This window comes from Citrobacter sp. RHBSTW-01044 (assembly GCF_013781945.1).
Taxonomy (GTDB): domain Bacteria; phylum Pseudomonadota; class Gammaproteobacteria; order Enterobacterales; family Enterobacteriaceae; genus Citrobacter; species Citrobacter braakii.
The window spans coordinates 4,422,316-4,437,710 of sequence record NZ_CP056180.1; the positions used below are offsets into that span (position 1 = coordinate 4,422,316).

14 protein-coding genes and 3 tRNA genes are annotated in these 15,395 nt (G+C 53.2%); 3 read left to right on the forward strand and 14 right to left on the reverse strand.

The window, feature by feature from the left end:
- Window positions 1–43 precede the first annotated feature (43 nt).
- The 10 genes from HV352_RS21175 to nnr all read right to left on the reverse strand — a co-directional run bounded on the left by HV352_RS21175 (window position 44) and on the right by nnr (window position 10,665).
- On the reverse strand, window positions 44–241 hold the full coding sequence (locus HV352_RS21175; RefSeq protein WP_019078201.1) for a DUF2065 family protein: 198 nt from the start codon (window positions 239–241) through the stop codon (window positions 44–46).
- A gap of 82 nt (window positions 242–323) precedes the next feature.
- On the reverse strand, window positions 324–1,328 hold the full coding sequence (gene hflC, locus HV352_RS21180) for a protease modulator HflC (RefSeq protein ID WP_016155510.1): 1,005 nt from the start codon (window positions 1,326–1,328) through the stop codon (window positions 324–326).
- A gap of 2 nt (window positions 1,329–1,330) precedes the next feature.
- Window positions 1,331–2,584 (reverse strand): FtsH protease activity modulator HflK, encoded by a 1,254-nt coding sequence (gene hflK, locus HV352_RS21185; RefSeq protein ID WP_181635067.1) that lies wholly within the window; start codon window positions 2,582–2,584, stop codon window positions 1,331–1,333.
- Between the two features lie 189 nt (window positions 2,585–2,773).
- The gene (hflX, locus tag HV352_RS21190) at window positions 2,774–4,054 is read right to left on the reverse strand and encodes a ribosome rescue GTPase HflX (protein WP_016151415.1); all 1,281 of its coding nucleotides are present in this window, start codon (window positions 4,052–4,054) and stop codon (window positions 2,774–2,776) included.
- A gap of 74 nt (window positions 4,055–4,128) precedes the next feature.
- The gene (hfq, locus tag HV352_RS21195) at window positions 4,129–4,437 is read right to left on the reverse strand and encodes an RNA chaperone Hfq (RefSeq protein WP_003025584.1); all 309 of its coding nucleotides are present in this window, start codon (window positions 4,435–4,437) and stop codon (window positions 4,129–4,131) included.
- An 84-nt stretch (window positions 4,438–4,521) separates the two neighbouring features.
- The gene (gene miaA / locus HV352_RS21200; protein WP_181635068.1) at window positions 4,522–5,472 is read right to left on the reverse strand and encodes a tRNA (adenosine(37)-N6)-dimethylallyltransferase MiaA; all 951 of its coding nucleotides are present in this window, start codon (window positions 5,470–5,472) and stop codon (window positions 4,522–4,524) included.
- Complete coding sequence (gene mutL / locus HV352_RS21205; RefSeq protein ID WP_181635069.1) at window positions 5,465–7,327, reverse strand: DNA mismatch repair endonuclease MutL; 1,863 nt, start codon at window positions 7,325–7,327, stop codon at window positions 5,465–5,467. The genes miaA and mutL overlap by 8 nt, the downstream gene beginning before the upstream one ends.
- A gap of 9 nt (window positions 7,328–7,336) precedes the next feature.
- Window positions 7,337–8,668, reverse strand: coding sequence for an N-acetylmuramoyl-L-alanine amidase AmiB (gene amiB / locus HV352_RS21210; protein WP_019078199.1), 1,332 nt, complete (start codon window positions 8,666–8,668; stop codon window positions 7,337–7,339).
- 16 nt (window positions 8,669–8,684) lie between these two features.
- The gene (tsaE, locus tag HV352_RS21215) at window positions 8,685–9,146 is read right to left on the reverse strand and encodes a tRNA (adenosine(37)-N6)-threonylcarbamoyltransferase complex ATPase subunit type 1 TsaE (RefSeq protein ID WP_016151410.1); all 462 of its coding nucleotides are present in this window, start codon (window positions 9,144–9,146) and stop codon (window positions 8,685–8,687) included.
- The gene (nnr, locus tag HV352_RS21220) at window positions 9,118–10,665 is read right to left on the reverse strand and encodes a bifunctional ADP-dependent NAD(P)H-hydrate dehydratase/NAD(P)H-hydrate epimerase (protein ID WP_181635070.1); all 1,548 of its coding nucleotides are present in this window, start codon (window positions 10,663–10,665) and stop codon (window positions 9,118–9,120) included. Before nnr ends, tsaE begins: the two co-directional genes overlap by 29 nt.
- On the opposite strand from nnr, the gene queG reads away from it, so the two are divergent.
- A complete protein-coding gene (gene queG, locus HV352_RS21225; protein ID WP_181635071.1) occupies window positions 10,664–11,803 on the forward strand; it encodes a tRNA epoxyqueuosine(34) reductase QueG in 1,140 nt (379 codons plus the stop codon). The two genes, nnr and queG, sit on opposite strands and share 2 nt — an antisense overlap.
- A 269-nt stretch (window positions 11,804–12,072) precedes the next feature.
- Here the strand turns inward: queG and HV352_RS21230 are convergent.
- The 4 genes from HV352_RS21230 to orn form a co-directional block, all read right to left on the reverse strand.
- A tRNA-Gly gene (locus tag HV352_RS21230) sits at window positions 12,073–12,148 on the reverse strand.
- A gap of 43 nt (window positions 12,149–12,191) precedes the next feature.
- Window positions 12,192–12,267: transfer RNA gene (locus HV352_RS21235), tRNA-Gly, on the reverse strand.
- Between the two features lie 43 nt (window positions 12,268–12,310).
- Window positions 12,311–12,386, reverse strand: a tRNA-Gly gene (locus tag HV352_RS21240).
- 240 nt (window positions 12,387–12,626) lie between these two features.
- Window positions 12,627–13,172, reverse strand: coding sequence for an oligoribonuclease (gene orn, locus HV352_RS21245; protein WP_016151407.1), 546 nt, complete (start codon window positions 13,170–13,172; stop codon window positions 12,627–12,629).
- A 105-nt stretch (window positions 13,173–13,277) separates the two neighbouring features.
- On the opposite strand from orn, the gene rsgA reads away from it, so the two are divergent.
- Window positions 13,278–14,330: a small ribosomal subunit biogenesis GTPase RsgA gene (rsgA, locus tag HV352_RS21250; RefSeq protein WP_019078196.1), complete on the forward strand. Its 1,053-nt coding sequence runs from the start codon at window positions 13,278–13,280 to the stop codon at window positions 14,328–14,330.
- Between the two features lie 92 nt (window positions 14,331–14,422).
- Complete coding sequence (gene asd / locus HV352_RS21255; protein WP_104651672.1) at window positions 14,423–15,391, forward strand: archaetidylserine decarboxylase; 969 nt, start codon at window positions 14,423–14,425, stop codon at window positions 15,389–15,391.
- The last annotated feature ends 4 nt before the right edge of the window (window positions 15,392–15,395 follow it).

Below are 15,395 nucleotides of genomic sequence, written 5' to 3' on the forward strand. Positions count from 1 at the left end.
CACTTTTTGCATGCGAAAATCCGCAAAATAGGCTACTTATTGATCAGCCAATCGTTTTCCTCAACATGTAGTAGACCACAACGCCCGCAACCACAAGACCTCCACCAAAACGACGCAAAGTATTTTCGGGAAGTTGCGCCATTGCGGAAATCATTTTCTTCCACGCGCGGGGATAAAGCATAGGGCCCAGGCCTTCCAGCACCAAAACCAGCGCGAGCGCCAGCAAAATTGTTGAATTCATCCATCGTCCTTTTATAAAAAGAAAACCACCGCATCCCTGGGGATGCCGGTGGTTTTGCTGGTTTAAAACCGCTGGAACTTTATTAGCGTGTCGTAGTGCTCGGTGTCTTCATGTAGCGGAAGAAATCGCTGTCCGGGCTCATGACCATCACGTCCTGGTTGCCTTCGAAGCTCTTCTCGTAAGCACGCAGGCTACGGATGAAGGCGTAGAAGTCAGGATCCTGGCTGAACGCATCGGCAAACAGTTTAGCGGCTTCTGCATCGCCTTCACCGCGCATGATGCGGCCCTGACGCTCAGATTCTGCCAGCGTTTTAGTCACTTCATAATCCGCCGTGGCACGCAGTTTTTCCGCTTCTTCCTGACCTTGTGAACGATGGCGACGCGCTACCGCTTCACGCTCAGCGCGCATACGGTTGTAGATAGCCTCAGACACTTCAGCAGGCAGGTTGATTTGCTTGATACGCACGTCAACCACTTCGATGCCCAATGCCGCCATACTGTTCGGGTTGATGACCGGTACTTTACCGTTTGTTTCAGCCTGAACACGCTCAGCAGCTTCGGCAATCGCGCTATCTGCCGCCGGAGTCGCGACTTCATCTTCCGTGCCAGCAGAACCGGAGTTCAGCGCATCACGAACTTCCAGCGTCAGACGACCGCGGGAATCGGTAACGATGTCTTTCACGTCCAGACGACCAATTTCAGAACGCAGACGGTCAGAGAACTTACGTTTCAGCAGGACTTCTGCCTGAGAAACATCGCCACCGCCCGTTGCCAGGTAGTAACGGCTAAAGTCACTGATGCGCCACTTAATGTAGGAGTCAACGATCAGGTCTTTCTTCTCTTTGGTAACAAAGCGATCGGCCTGGTTGTCCATGGTCTGAATACGCGCATCCAGCATCTTCACAGATTCAATAAACGGAATCTTGAAGTGCAGGCCTGGTGCAACAACCAGCGGCTTGTTTTCATCGTCACGCAGAACTTTACCAAAGCGCAGAGTAATCCCGCGCTCGCCTTCTTTGACCACAAAGACAGACATGAACAGAACTACCAGAACGATGATGATAATCGCAATAACTGACTTACGCATCGTTATTCCCCCTGACGCTGGTAGTCGTTACGCTGCGCGTTCACGCGGCGTTGGTCCATAATATCGCCCTGACTGGTGGACGAGGTATTGCTTGCTCCAGTGCCGGACGTCGTTGCTGGCGGCAGACGCAGCAGGTTTGAACTGCTGTCACTCTTTGCTGCTGGCGCACTACCGCCTTTCAGCATTTGATCCAGCGGCAGAACCATCAGATTGCTGCCCTTATCGTTAACCAGGACTTTGCGGGTATTGCTCAGCACTTTTTCCATGGTTTCGATATACAGACGCTCGCGAGTAATTTGCGGTGCGGCTTTATATTCCGGCAGAATTTTTGCGAAACGAGCCACTTCACCCTGTGCTTCCAGGATGGTTCGCGTTTTGTAAGCACGCGCTTCTTCCAGAATACGCTGCGCCTGACCGTTAGCACGTGGCTGAACTTCGTTGGTGTACGCTTCTGCTTCACGGATGTACTGCTGCTCGTTTTCACGTGCTGCAATGGCATCGTCAAACGCGGCTTTTACTTCTTCCGGCGGACGTGCTGCCTGGAAGTTGACGTCCAGCAGGGTGATACCCATGTTGTACGGACGGATCGTTTCTTCCAGTTCACGCTGGGTATCGCTACGAATAACGGTACGCCCTTCGGTCAGGATACGGTCCATGGTGTATTTACCGATAACCCCACGCAGGGCGCTGTCGGTTGCCTGACGCAGACTGTCATCCGCGCTGGTTACGCTAAACAGGTAACGCTGCGGATCGGTCACGCGGTACTGCACGTTCATTTCAACGCGTACGACGTTTTCGTCAGAGGTCAGCATCACGCCGGATGCGGCAAGTTCACGCACGGCTTCCACGTTGACCGGGGTCACTTCGTCGACAAAGGTCGGTTTCCAGTTCAGACCCGGTTCAACCAAATGGCTGAATTTACCGAAGCGTGTCACCACGCCGCGTTCCGCTTCTTTAATGGTGTAGAAACCGCTGGCCGCCCAGATAATGACGATAGCTGCCGCTGCGATAGTAAAAACTCGACCACCCAATTGCGGACGCGGGCCTTGCGATGAGCTACCGCCGCCAGAACCAGCACCTTTACCGCCACCCAGACCACCGAGCTTTTTACTCAGTTTGCGGAAGATATCATCCAGATCGGGAGGTCCCTGATCGCGACCACCTTTGTTTCCATTTCCCTCAGGGTTGCCGCCAGGTTTGCTGCTTCCCCACGGGTCGCGGTCTTGTCCGTTATTACCGGGCTGATTCCACGCCATTTTTGTGCTCCATATTTGTTATGCGATGCTATACCTGCGTATTTTGCGCTGCCGATGCGTTGGCTACGCCCTTTAATCTCAGTCACATAGTTGACTATGCTCCTGAAGATTTCAGGACTTGCCACCTTCATGCTGCACAAAACCCACAAGGTATAGAGGCGAAAAAATCTTCAGGCCATATCCGTCAGGTCAGACAATATAGTCTTCCAGTGCCGGTTCTTGTTTACAGAGGCGACGCCAGTCTACGATCGGCATACGAACCTGCAGACCTACGCTGCCGTCCTCCTCCATCCACTCTCTTTCTATTGCCTGAAGTTGGTAAAACCGGCTTCTCAGACGCCCTTCCTGCGGCGGCAAACGCAACGTATGCTGCGCCACCTCACCGGAAAGTCGCTCAGTCAAAGCCTGAAAAAGCTGTGGTATACCTATTCCCGTTTGCGCTGAAACCCAAACGCGAATGGGTTTATTCTCTTCATCTCTGTCGATACGTGGTTCAAAATCATCCAGCATATCGATTTTATTCATCACCAGCAGAGTCGGGATCTCATGCGCATCGATCTCTTCGAGCACCGTGTCGACGGCCTCGATGTTTTCCTGCACACGAAAATCTGCAGCATCAATAACATGCAGCAGCAATGTCGCCTGACGCGTTTCCTGCAGGGTGGCTTTAAACGCCGCCACCAGGTCGTGCGGCAAATGACGGATAAACCCTACGGTATCCGCCAGCACGGTTTCACCGACGTCCGCTACGTCTATACGGCGCAGCGTTGGGTCCAGGGTCGCAAACAGCTGATCCGCTGCGTAAACCCGGGCTTCGGTGATCTGGTTGAACAGGGTGGATTTTCCGGCGTTGGTATATCCCACCAGTGATACGGTTGGGACATCCGCTTTCTTGCGCGACTGTCGCCCCTGCTCACGTTGCTTTTCAACTTTTTCCAGGCGCGACTGTATTTGCAAAATGCGATTACGCAGCAAACGACGGTCGGTTTCGAGCTGGGTTTCACCCGGACCGCGCAAACCAATCCCGCCCTTTTGCCTTTCAAGGTGGGTCCAGCCACGGACCAGACGAGTAGCCATATGGCGCAACTGCGCCAGCTCAACCTGCAACTTACCCTCATGGGTGCGCGCACGCTGGGCAAAAATATCTAAAATAAGACCTGTCCTGTCGATAACAAGACACTGGCACAACTGTTCCAGGTTACGTTCCTGGGCGGGGCTTAGAGCATGATCAAAAATCACCACCGCAGCGCCAGTCGCTTTTACGGCTTCCGCAATTTCGATTGCCTTACCTTCACCAACAAAATACTTCGGGTGCGGTGCTTTACGGCTCCCGGTAATCACCTGCATTGCTTCGACACCGGCGGAAGAAACCAGAGATTCAAACTCCTGGAGGTCTTCCATATCTTTGTCTTGCGAAAAATAGATGTGTACCAGTACCGCCTGCTCACCGGCATCATAACGGTCAAACAAGCGTCAACCCCTTAATATATATCAACGGGGAACGCAGGATCGCTGGCTCCCCGTGTGTAAAACAGCTAACAACCTTATTCGGTTTCTTCGCTGTCCTGTTGCGCAGATGAACCTTGCGCGTTGCTACCGTGATGGTAGTTGCTGCCAGTGCCGCCGGTGGCATTATTGCTGTGATGAGAAACCGGGCGAGACGGGACAACAGTAGAAATCGCGTGCTTATAAACCATCTGGCTGACCGTGTTTTTCAACAGGATCACGAACTGATCAAAAGACTCGATTTGACCTTGCAGCTTAATACCATTCACCAAATAAATAGAAACTGGAACACGTTCCCGACGCAGTGCGTTCAGGAACGGATCTTGTAAAGATTGCCCCTTAGCCATTCTCTCTTTTCCTTATATGCTTATTTGTACTTTGAACCTTTCGATTCTGAAAAATTGCGCACGATACGTTTCAATTGTACACATTCAGTTCGCGATAGCACCAACAACCTGTAATACTTCGTTTCGCGCCTGGTCAGGCTTTTCACTGTCAAGCCAGTGCACCCCTTCCCAACCACGCAACCAGGTTACCTGTCGCTTCGCCAACTGCCTCGTGGCGCAAACACCTCTATAAACCATTTCATCGTATGAAATTTCGCCTTCAATGTATGACCACATCTGGCGATACCCTACACAACGAATGGAAGGCAAATCCGTATGCAAATCTCCACGGGCAAATAGCGCCCGGACTTCTGCTTCAAAACCTGAAGCCAACATCTGATGAAAACGCTGCTCAATTCGCTGATGGAGCAGTTCACGGCTCGCCGGGGCGATAGCAAACTGATGCACCTGATACGGCAAAGCATCTCCTGACGTTTGCGTCAGCTCCGTTAAAGTTTTACCCGAAATGAAAAAAACTTCCAGTGCCCGGGAAAGTCTTTGCGGATCATTTGGATGAATACGCGCCGCAGCCACCGGATCTATTTCCTGAAGCTGTCGGTGTAACGCGTCCCACCCATGCTCTGCCGCCTGCTGCTCAATTCTGGCCCTGACTTCCGGATCTGCCGACGGTAACGGCGACAGCCCTTCAAGCAAGGCTTTGAAATATAACATTGTGCCGCCCACCAGCAGCGGAATACGCCCCGCGGCGGTGATATCAGCCATCTCGGCTAACGCATCGCGGCGAAAATCCGCAGCAGAGTACGCCTGGGACGGATCGCGGATATCCAGCAACCGGTGCGGCGCGGCCTGTAATTCATCTGCATCAGGCTTGGCTGTACCGATATCCATCCCCTTGTAAATAAGGGCGGAATCAACGCTTATCAACTCTACAGGCAAAACTTTACGGAATTCAATTGCCAGTGCCGTTTTACCGGAGGCCGTCGGCCCCATCAAAAAAATCGCCTTTGGCAGGCTCGCCTTAAGGGTATCACTCATGTTTCAGGGCATTCATTACCGAATGTAAATCAACAGGTTGTAACAAACCACCCGGCGGCGCCTTCACGAGTTGTGGGCAAAGCCGCTCAACATCCGCTAACAGCGTAATCGCCTGAGCCATGCTCCACTGCGGATGCTCGCTAATCAGATTACGTGCAATCCACTGTGCAATATTGCCCGGTTCGAATTCGGACTGCTGCGCCAGGTAGCCTATCAGTTCAGGAATCAAGATTTGTAAATTTTGTTGGCGTAAGGGTAAAGGCACCGCCCGGATGGTCACATGCTGTGCATCCAGTTGAAATTCAATACCCAACTCAGCCAGTTGGCTCTGCCCTTTTTGCAGCGCCGCTTTTTCATCAGCGGTCACTTTTAGACGTAAAGGGATCAGTAACGGCTGAGCGCAAACGACGCCCTGGTCCGGCGTTAACTGCGCCTGACGTAGCCAACGTTCCGCCACCGGCAATGCCAGCAACCGAATGTGACCATCGCATTCGAGTAATGCGCAGTCCGTACCGACAATGGTTAGCACCCGCCCAAAGCCCTGACCGTTGCCGGTCAGAGGTGCTGATGGCGTTTCAGAAACCGGCGTTTTCCGCGGCGGAACCGGCGTCTGTAGCAGTTGCTGATAAATCTCACCCTGCTGCTTTTGATATCCAGGTTGGGCATGAGGCCAGCTGGCCCCCGTCTGACGGCTACCACTACTGCCAGCGCCAGCAGATGCTGAGTAACGCGGTGTCGCAGGTTCACGCGCCGGGGCCGGTTCGGCAAAATGGTTACGCCCGGCCGCGACGCGGTTTTCTGGGATGTGCCTTGGCGCGGGCTCGTCGTCATCAGCCAACGGCAGCGGCGTTTCAAGCTGCTGTTGCAGGACGCTCAACACGCCCTGGTAAATAAAATCATGCACCAGGCGGGACTGATGAAAACGGACCTCATGTTTGGCGGGATGTACGTTAACATCCACCTGATGCGGGTCGATTTCCAGATACAACACAAAAGCGGGCTGCTGATCGGCTCCCAGCTTATCTTCACAGGCCTGACGAATAGCATGGTTGATCAACCGATCTCGCATCATCCGGCCATTCACATAGCAGTACTGGATTTCCGCCAGCGCCGCCGTTGTGTGGTTAGGATCGGCCACCCAGCCGCGCAGCGTTAAATCGCCATGCTGCCATTCAATCGCCAGCGCATGTTCCAGAAACGGCGTGCCGCAAATCGCGCCCAGTCGGCGCTCCTGCTGCCCATCCGCGGCCACTGCCCGGTACTGACGCACCACTTTGCCGTTGTGCGACAAATTAATCGTCACATCAAAACGTGCCAGCGCAATGCGGCGGATTATTTCGTCGATATGATTAAATTCAGTTTTCTCGGTGCGCATAAACTTGCGCCGCGCCGGGGTGTTGTAGAACAGATCTAACACCTCCAGCGTGGTTCCCACCGGATGCGCAGCGGGTTTAACCGTCACATCCATGTCGCGCCCTTCGGCATAGGCTTGCCAGGCTTCAGGTTGTTCTTGCGTACGCGACGTCAGGGTTAAACGAGAAACGGAGCTGATACTGGCCAGCGCTTCGCCGCGAAACCCGAGGCTCACGATGGCTTCGAGATCGTCAAGCGAGGAAATTTTACTGGTGGCATGACGCGCCAGCGCCAGCGCCAGCTCGTCTTTTTTAATCCCGCAGCCGTTGTCACGAATACGGATAAGCTTCGCGCCGCCGCGCTCAATATCAATATCAATGCGCGTCGCACCGGCATCGATACTGTTTTCCACCAGCTCCTTCACCACTGACGCAGGCCGTTCTACCACCTCGCCTGCGGCAATCTGGTTCGCCAGCTGTGGCGGTAGAACCTGAATCGGCATGGCTAATCCTTAATTTGTTAACGTGTTGCCAGGCGATACCGCACTGGCGGTTTGCGCCGGTGTGCCTTGAGGCCCGGTTTGCATCGGGTGCGCCTGGAAATAGTTACGCAATCCTTTGTAAATTGCCTCGGCCAGCTGCTGCTGGTAGTCATCACTCGCCAACAGACGCTCTTCGCTGTTGTTACTGATAAAGCCGGTTTCAACCAGCACTGACGGGATATCAGGCGAACGTAATACCCCAAGGCTGGCGTGTTCCGGACGACGCTTATGCATCGAGCCAATACGTTCTAACTGGCCGATCATGCTGGTCGCCACATCATACCCAACGCGTTGCGAATGACCGAACTGCAGATCCAACACGGCCTGGCTGAGATAAGGATCGGACTGGCTGTTTGCCAGAACATCGCCCGCCCCACCCAACAGTTCCGATTGCTTTTCGTGCTGTTCCAGCCAGCCGGCCATCTCACTGTTTGCCCGACGGTTTGACAGTACCCAGACGGAAGCACCAGTGGCATCCCGGTTTGGCGCGGCATCCGCATGAATAGAGACCAGGAAGTTGGCGTTTTGTTTACGCGCAACGTCTGAACGCCCCATCACCGAGATAAAGTAATCGCCATCACGGGTGAGTACGCCTTTAAACATCGGGTCATCATTGAGCAAACTGCGCAGTTTGCGCGCCACGGCAATCGTGACGTTTTTCTCACGTGTGCCACCGGGACCAATAGCGCCAGGATCCTGCCCGCCGTGTCCGGCATCAATGGCGATAACTACTTTTTCGCCGTTACTGGTACTGGCGCGCGCCGCAGGTCGTGTGGAGGTATTACTGTTGGTTACCATCGTGGTGCGATCGTTTTCCGCTTTAAACGGATTACGCGCAGGCTCGGCAGGGCGCGGGGCGATAACCGGCGCTTCAACACGCTTCGCAACCACTGGAGGTGGTGGAGGCGGCGGTGGCGCATCAGCTTTGATGGTAAACACGACGGTATAATTGCCGCCGTTCTGGCGTTTTACGGCTTCGGCTTTGCCGTTCTCGGTTAAATCCACAACCAGGCGCAGAGACTGCGCATCTTTTGGCGTGCCGGAACGGATAGATTTCACCAGATTATTGCCGCTAAACAGCAGCGGTAACCCCTGAATCACACCGGTTTGTTTAATATCCAACGCGACGGTTCGTTTCCCGTCCTGCGAAACTGCGTATTCAGGATCGCCAATAAAGCTCAGCGTAATCCGCGCTTGTTGATCGCCATTGGACACCTGAAGATCGGAGAGGCTGGCGGCCCCTGCCTGCGCGCACAGCAGGACCAGTGTTGCCATCAGCCAGTTTCTGATGCGATAAATCATCCCGCCACCCTTAAGGTTAATCGGCTAAACGCGCCAGCAATAAATCACCCGATGAGGAGACTGCGCTTATGCGCGCCTCTCGACCTTGCGCCTGATATTCAATGTGTATTTCGACGTCCGGGTCTGGCAGTACACCTTTACCTTGTTGCGGCCATTCCACCAGGCAGATGGCGTCATTGGCAAAATAATCGCGGATCCCCATAAATTCCAGCTCCTCTGGGTCCGCAAGTCGGTACAGATCGAAGTGATATACCATCAAATTATCGAGCGAATAGGGTTCAACCAGCGTATAGGTGGGGCTTTTTACATTTCCTTTGTGACCTAACGCCTGCAGGAATCCCCGGCTGAAAGTGGTTTTACCCGCCCCCAGGTCGCCGTACAAATAAATTACCGTCGCGCCATCACAGGCTTTGGCTACCCGCAGTCCCAGGTCTAAAGTCGCCTGCTCATCAGGTAGTGGAATTACTCGATTCATCATGATAAACGTCAATCACATCAGGGTTAACAATACGCTGTAGCGTGGTAAAGAGATCTGTCGCCAGCATGCCGCGCGTACCATAACGCGCCGCCAGCACATCCGCCGCCGCACCGTGCGCGACACATCCCGCACATGCCGCATCATACGGGGTAAGCTTCTGTCCGAGCAATGCGCCAATAATACCGGAAAGCACATCACCCATTCCGCCGCTGGCCATTCCAGCATTGCCGGTATCAATAATACCCAATTCGGCCTGTTCGGCAGCAACAACCGTACCCGCGCCTTTCAGCACGACGACGCCTCCGTACCGTTTTACCAGACGTTGTGCACAAAGTAATCGATCGTCTTCAATTTCTGCAATGGAACAGCCCAGAAGTCGCGCGGCTTCACCAGGATGCGGCGTGATCACGCGATTGTGACGTTTATCGGGGTTGATTGCCAGCAGGTTCAGCGCATCCGCATCCCAGAGCATCGGTTTGCGAAAATTCTCTACCTTTTGCAGCGCTTTTTTACCCCACTCCTGCTGACCAAGCCCTGGTCCTATCACCACAACATCCGCCCACGCCAGGCTCTCTTCCAGAGTCTGCGGCGTCAGCGCATCGACCATCAGTTCCGGTCTGGCAGTCAGAATAGGCGCAATATTTTCACTTCGGGTCAGCACTTTGACCAACCCGGCTCCTGCACGCAGCGCCGCTTCACCGGCCATGCGTATTGCGCCAGCCGTGCCGTGGTCACCACCGATGATCACCAGCCGACCGTGGGAGCCTTTGTGCGAGGTGGGTCGACGCGGCATTAACCAGTGTACAAGCTGTTGAGCATCAAACCGTTGCAGCGGCGCGTTCTGCCCCGTCAGCCAGTCGTCCAGACCGAGTGCGTTAACATGCAGGCGTCCGGTGACATCGCGCGCTTTACCGGTTAGCAGACCAGGCTTTAACGCAATATAGGTCACGGTGTGCGCAGCGTTGATAACCGCGCCCGGCGCCGCGCCCGTCTGCGCCAGCAGGCCGGATGGAATGTCTATCGCCACGACAGGAGCAGGATGGTGATTGGCACGTTCGATCAATACCGAGAGAGGCTCACGCGGCGCGTGTTTTAAGCCCGTGCCTGACAGCGCATCAATAATGACATCCACGCGATCTGGCCAATTGATATCCGCAGCATGAATGACGCCACCGGCGTTAAGCCAGGCGTCGCGCGCCTGCTGTGCTTCCTCGGGGAGCGCTTTATCACTCTCCTGCGCCAGCAACGTAATATCAAGCCCCTGAGCTTTGGCAAGCCTTGCCACCACGTAACCATCACCACCGTTGTTGCCATGACCACATAGCACCAGCCAGTGCTTAGCGTTTGGATATGTCTCGCGGGTGACCTGAAACGCCGCCTCTCCCGCCCGTTGCATCAGCTCGTACAACGTCAGTCCTAAACTGTCTGCCGCCTCTCGCTCCATCCGCCTGATGTCATCGGCGTGCCAAATGGAGTGTGGTATACTTGCGGGGTTTTTCTTCATTGTATGGTCCGTCATGTCAGAGCCCCTCGATCTCAATCAGTTAGCGCAAAATATTAAGCAGTGGGGGCTGGAGCTTGGCTTTCAGCAGGTCGGTATTGCCGATACCGACCTCAGCGAAGCGGAGCCCAAACTGCAGGCCTGGCTGGATAAACACTATCACGGCGAGATGGACTGGATGGCCCGTCACGGCATGATGCGCGCCCGACCTCACGAATTATTACCCGGTACGCTACGTGTCATCAGCGTACGTATGAACTATCTTCCTGCCAATGCGGCCTTTGCCAGCACGTTGAAAAACCCCTCTCTGGGTTACGTCAGCCGTTACGCGCTTGGGCGCGACTACCATAAACTGCTGCGTAACCGCTTAAAAAAGCTGGGGGAGAGAATTCAACAGCACTGCGTTTCGCTGAATTTTAGACCTTTTGTCGATTCTGCGCCCATTCTTGAGCGTCCATTAGCGGAAAAAGCCGGGCTTGGCTGGACAGGTAAGCACTCACTTATCCTCAATCGCGCAGCCGGTTCATTTTTCTTTCTCGGGGAATTACTGATCGATTTGCCCCTGCCGGTCGACAACCCAGTAAAAGAAGGATGCGGGAAATGCGTCGCCTGTATGACCATCTGTCCCACCGGAGCCATCGTTGAACCCTACACGGTAGATGCGCGCCGCTGTATCTCTTATCTCACTATCGAACTGGAAGGTGCGATCCCGGAAGAATTTCGTCCCCTGTTGGGGAATCGAATTTACGGCTGCGATGATTGCCAGCTCATTTGCCCGTGGAACCGTTACTCGCAGTTGACGACAGAGGATGACTTCAACCCACGCAAACAACTTCATGCTCCAGAGTTAATAGAGCTGTTTAGCTGGAGCGAAGCGTGGTTTTTAAAAGTCACGGAGGGGTCTGCTATTCGTCGTATTGGTCACCTGCGCTGGCTGCGAAATATCGCTGTTGCGCTGGGTAATGCCCCATGGGATGAAGCCGTTATTCACGCGCTGGAAAGTCGCAGAGGTGAGCACCCACTTCTCGACGAACACATAGAGTGGGCGGTTGCTCAGCAAATCGAGAAGCGAAATGCCTGCGTAGTTGAAGTGCAGTTACCGAAGAAACAACGTTTGGTCAGGGTCATTGAAAAGGGTCTGCCGCGTGACGCTTAAGTCATCCACAGCTTGTGTATAAAAATAAAAACACATTGATATTCAAGAGGGAAAAAATCGTCAAGTGATCGCATTAACAATTTGAAATGATAATTAATTCAATATTTTCAAAGAGTTAAAGTGATACTATTCACCCGACTAAGTTTTTTGCATTCCAGGAATAATACCCGAACCTGTGGATAAGTCTGTTTACAAGAGTATGTCAATGACGAAACAAAACGTCCCCAACGTATTTATTCGTTGTGGATATTTTTATTGGGGTAAGAATTTGGAGCGGGAAACGAGACTCGAACTCGCGACCCCGACCTTGGCAAGGTCGTGCTCTACCAACTGAGCTATTCCCGCTTGGGTGTGTCTGTGCTTTGTAGACAAAAGCACTTTCAAATTTTGGAGCGGGAAACGAGACTCGAACTCGCGACCCCGACCTTGGCAAGGTCGTGCTCTACCAACTGAGCTATTCCCGCTTGGGTGTGTCTGTGCTTTGTAGACAAAAGCACTTTCAAATTTTGGAGCGGGAAACGAGACTCGAACTCGCGACCCCGACCTTGGCAAGGTCGTGCTCTACCAACTGAGCTATTCCCGCAAATTTGTACTGCTTTTGCTGCTGCCGTAACGTGTAATTCTCTGTCGTTACGGGAGGCGCATTATACGAGAAATCCGTTTAGCTGCAACCCCCCTAAAAGCGATTTTTTCGTTTTTCTGTTTAAGTGCTGAATTTATCGGCAAGTCGTCTAATTTAGCGACAATCCAGCCTCAGTGCAAGCGCGCAGGAACGATATTCGCAGGCCGGGTAAGCCGCAGCGCCGTCCGGCCATCCACAAAATCAAAGCTTAATAAAATGTTCGCGATAGTAAGCAAGCTCAGCAACAGATTCACGAATATCGTCCATCGCCTGATGCGTTCCCTGCTTGGTGAAGCCAGCAAGAATTTCCGGCTTCCAACGACGCGCCAGCTCTTTCAACGTACTGACGTCAAGATAGCGATAATGGAAATACGCCTCCAGCTCCGGCATGTATTTAAACAGGAAACGACGATCCTGACCGATGCTGTTGCCGCAGATAGGTGATTTCCCTTCTGGAACCCACTCTTTCAAAAAAGCCAGCGTAGCCAGTTCAGCTTCACGATCCCCCATGGTGCTCGCCTTCACGCGATCCACTAGCCCACTACCGGTATGCGTACGTACGTTCCAGTCATCCATTAATGCCAGCTGTTCGTCGGACTGGTGCACCGCAATTGTCGGTCCTTCAGCCAGAATATTCAGGTTGGCATCCGTCACCAGCGTGGCTATCTCAATTATGCGATCGCGCTCGGGATCCAGACCTGTCATCTCCAGATCGATCCAAATCAGGTTGTTTTCATTGGCACTCATGCTATTTTCCACCCTTCAGCGTCACATTCAGTGTGACTATATTCATCTAAAATTGCGTGTATCATAAATGTTTTGCCCATTATGGGCGACCAGGAGTCAGTCCGATTGAGTAAGAATAAACTCTCCAAAGGCCAACAGCGCCGTGTGAACGCCAATCACCAGCGTCGTCTGAAAACGTCCACGGAGAAGCCAGACTACGACGACAACCTGTTTGGCGAAACCGCTGAAGGCATCGTTATCAGCCGTTTTGGTATGCATGCCGACGTGGAATCTGCTGACGGTGAGATTCACCGCTGCAACATCCGCCGTACAATTCGCTCGCTGGTTACCGGCGATCGCGTTGTCTGGCGCCCGGGAAAAGCAGCAGCAGAAGGCGTGAATGTCAAAGGCATCGTTGAGGCGGTACACGAGCGTACCTCGGTACTGACACGTCCCGACTTTTACGACGGGGTAAAACCCATTGCCGCCAACATCAACCAGATCGTTATTGTCTCAGCCATCTTACCCGAGCTGTCACTCAATATTATCGACCGGTATCTGGTAGCCTGTGAAACGCTACACGTTGAACCGATTATCGTCTTGAATAAGATCGATCTGCTGGATGACGAAGGCATGGCCTTTGTTAACGAACAGATGGATATTTATCGCCACATTGGCTATCGCGTGTTGATGGTATCAAGCCGCACGAAAGACGGTCTGAAACCGCTTGAAGAAGCATTAACCGATCGCATCAGCATTTTTGCCGGTCAGTCGGGCGTTGGTAAATCTAGCCTGCTCAATAATCTTCTCGGTCTGCAGGAAGAGATCCTGACCAACGATGTCTCCGACAACTCCGGCCTTGGACAGCACACCACCACTGCCTCTCGCCTGTATCATTTCCCGCACGGTGGCGACGTTATCGACTCCCCTGGCGTACGTGAGTTCGGGTTGTGGCATCTGGAGCCGGAACAAATCACACATGGTTTTGTCGAATTCCATGACTACCTGGGCCACTGCAAATACCGCGACTGCAAGCATGATACCGATCCAGGCTGCGCTATCCGTGAGGCCGTAGAAAAAGGGGCAATAGCCGAAACTCGGTTTGAAAATTATCACCGCATCCTGGAAAGCATGGCGCAGGTAAAAACACGTAAAAACTTTTCTGATACAGACAACTGACAACTAAGCTAAGCATCGCTAGAATCGTCCCCCTTTTTTCAGGATCCGGCCCGTATGCCGGATCGGGAACAAATTATGGCCTGGAGGCTACCTTGTTAAACTCATTTAAGCTTTCGCTACAATACATTCTGCCGAAACTATGGCTCACTCGCCTGGCGGGTTGGGGTGCGAGCAAACGAGCAGGATGGCTGACTAAACTGGTTATCGATCTGTTCGTGAAATATTACAAGGTCGATATGAAAGAGGCGCAAAAGCCGGATACCGCCAGCTATCGCACCTTTAACGACTTCTTTGTTCGCCCACTGCGCGACGACGTTCGCCCGATTAACACCGATCCAAACGTACTGGTCATGCCTGCTGACGGCGTGATTAACCAGTTAGGAAACATCGAAGAAGACAAACTACTGCAGGCCAAAGGGCACAGCTATACCCTTGAAGCACTGCTGGCCGGCAACTACCAGATGGCGGACAAATTCCGCAACGGTACGTTTGTGACCACTTACTTATCTCCACGCGATTACCACCGTGTACATATGCCGTGTAACGGTATCCTGCGTGAAATGATGTACGTGCCAGGCGATCTCTTCTCTGTAAATATCCTGACTGCGCAAAACGTTCCAAACCTGTTTGCACGCAACGAACGCGTAATCTGTCTGTTTGATACCGAATTTGGCCCGATGGTGCAGATTCTGGTCGGCGCGACCATCGTCGGCAGTATTGAAACCGCATGGGCTGGCACCATTACCCCACCACGTGAAGGCGTCATCAAACGCTGGACCTGGCCGGAAGGTGAAAGCGAAGGGTCGGTGGCGCTGCTGAAAGGTCAGGAAATGGGCCGCTTTAAGCTCGGTTCCACCGTTATCAACCTGTTCGCGCCTGGCAAAGTTAACCTGGTTGAGCAGTTGCAGGACCTTTCAGTGACCAAAATCGGCCAGCCAATGGCCATCTCGACCGAGACATTCGTGACGCCAGCGGCAGAACCTGCCCCGCTTGCGAAAGAAGAGATCGAAGCAGAACACGACGCCAGCCCGCTGGTTGACGACAAAAAAGACGAAAGTTAAACAT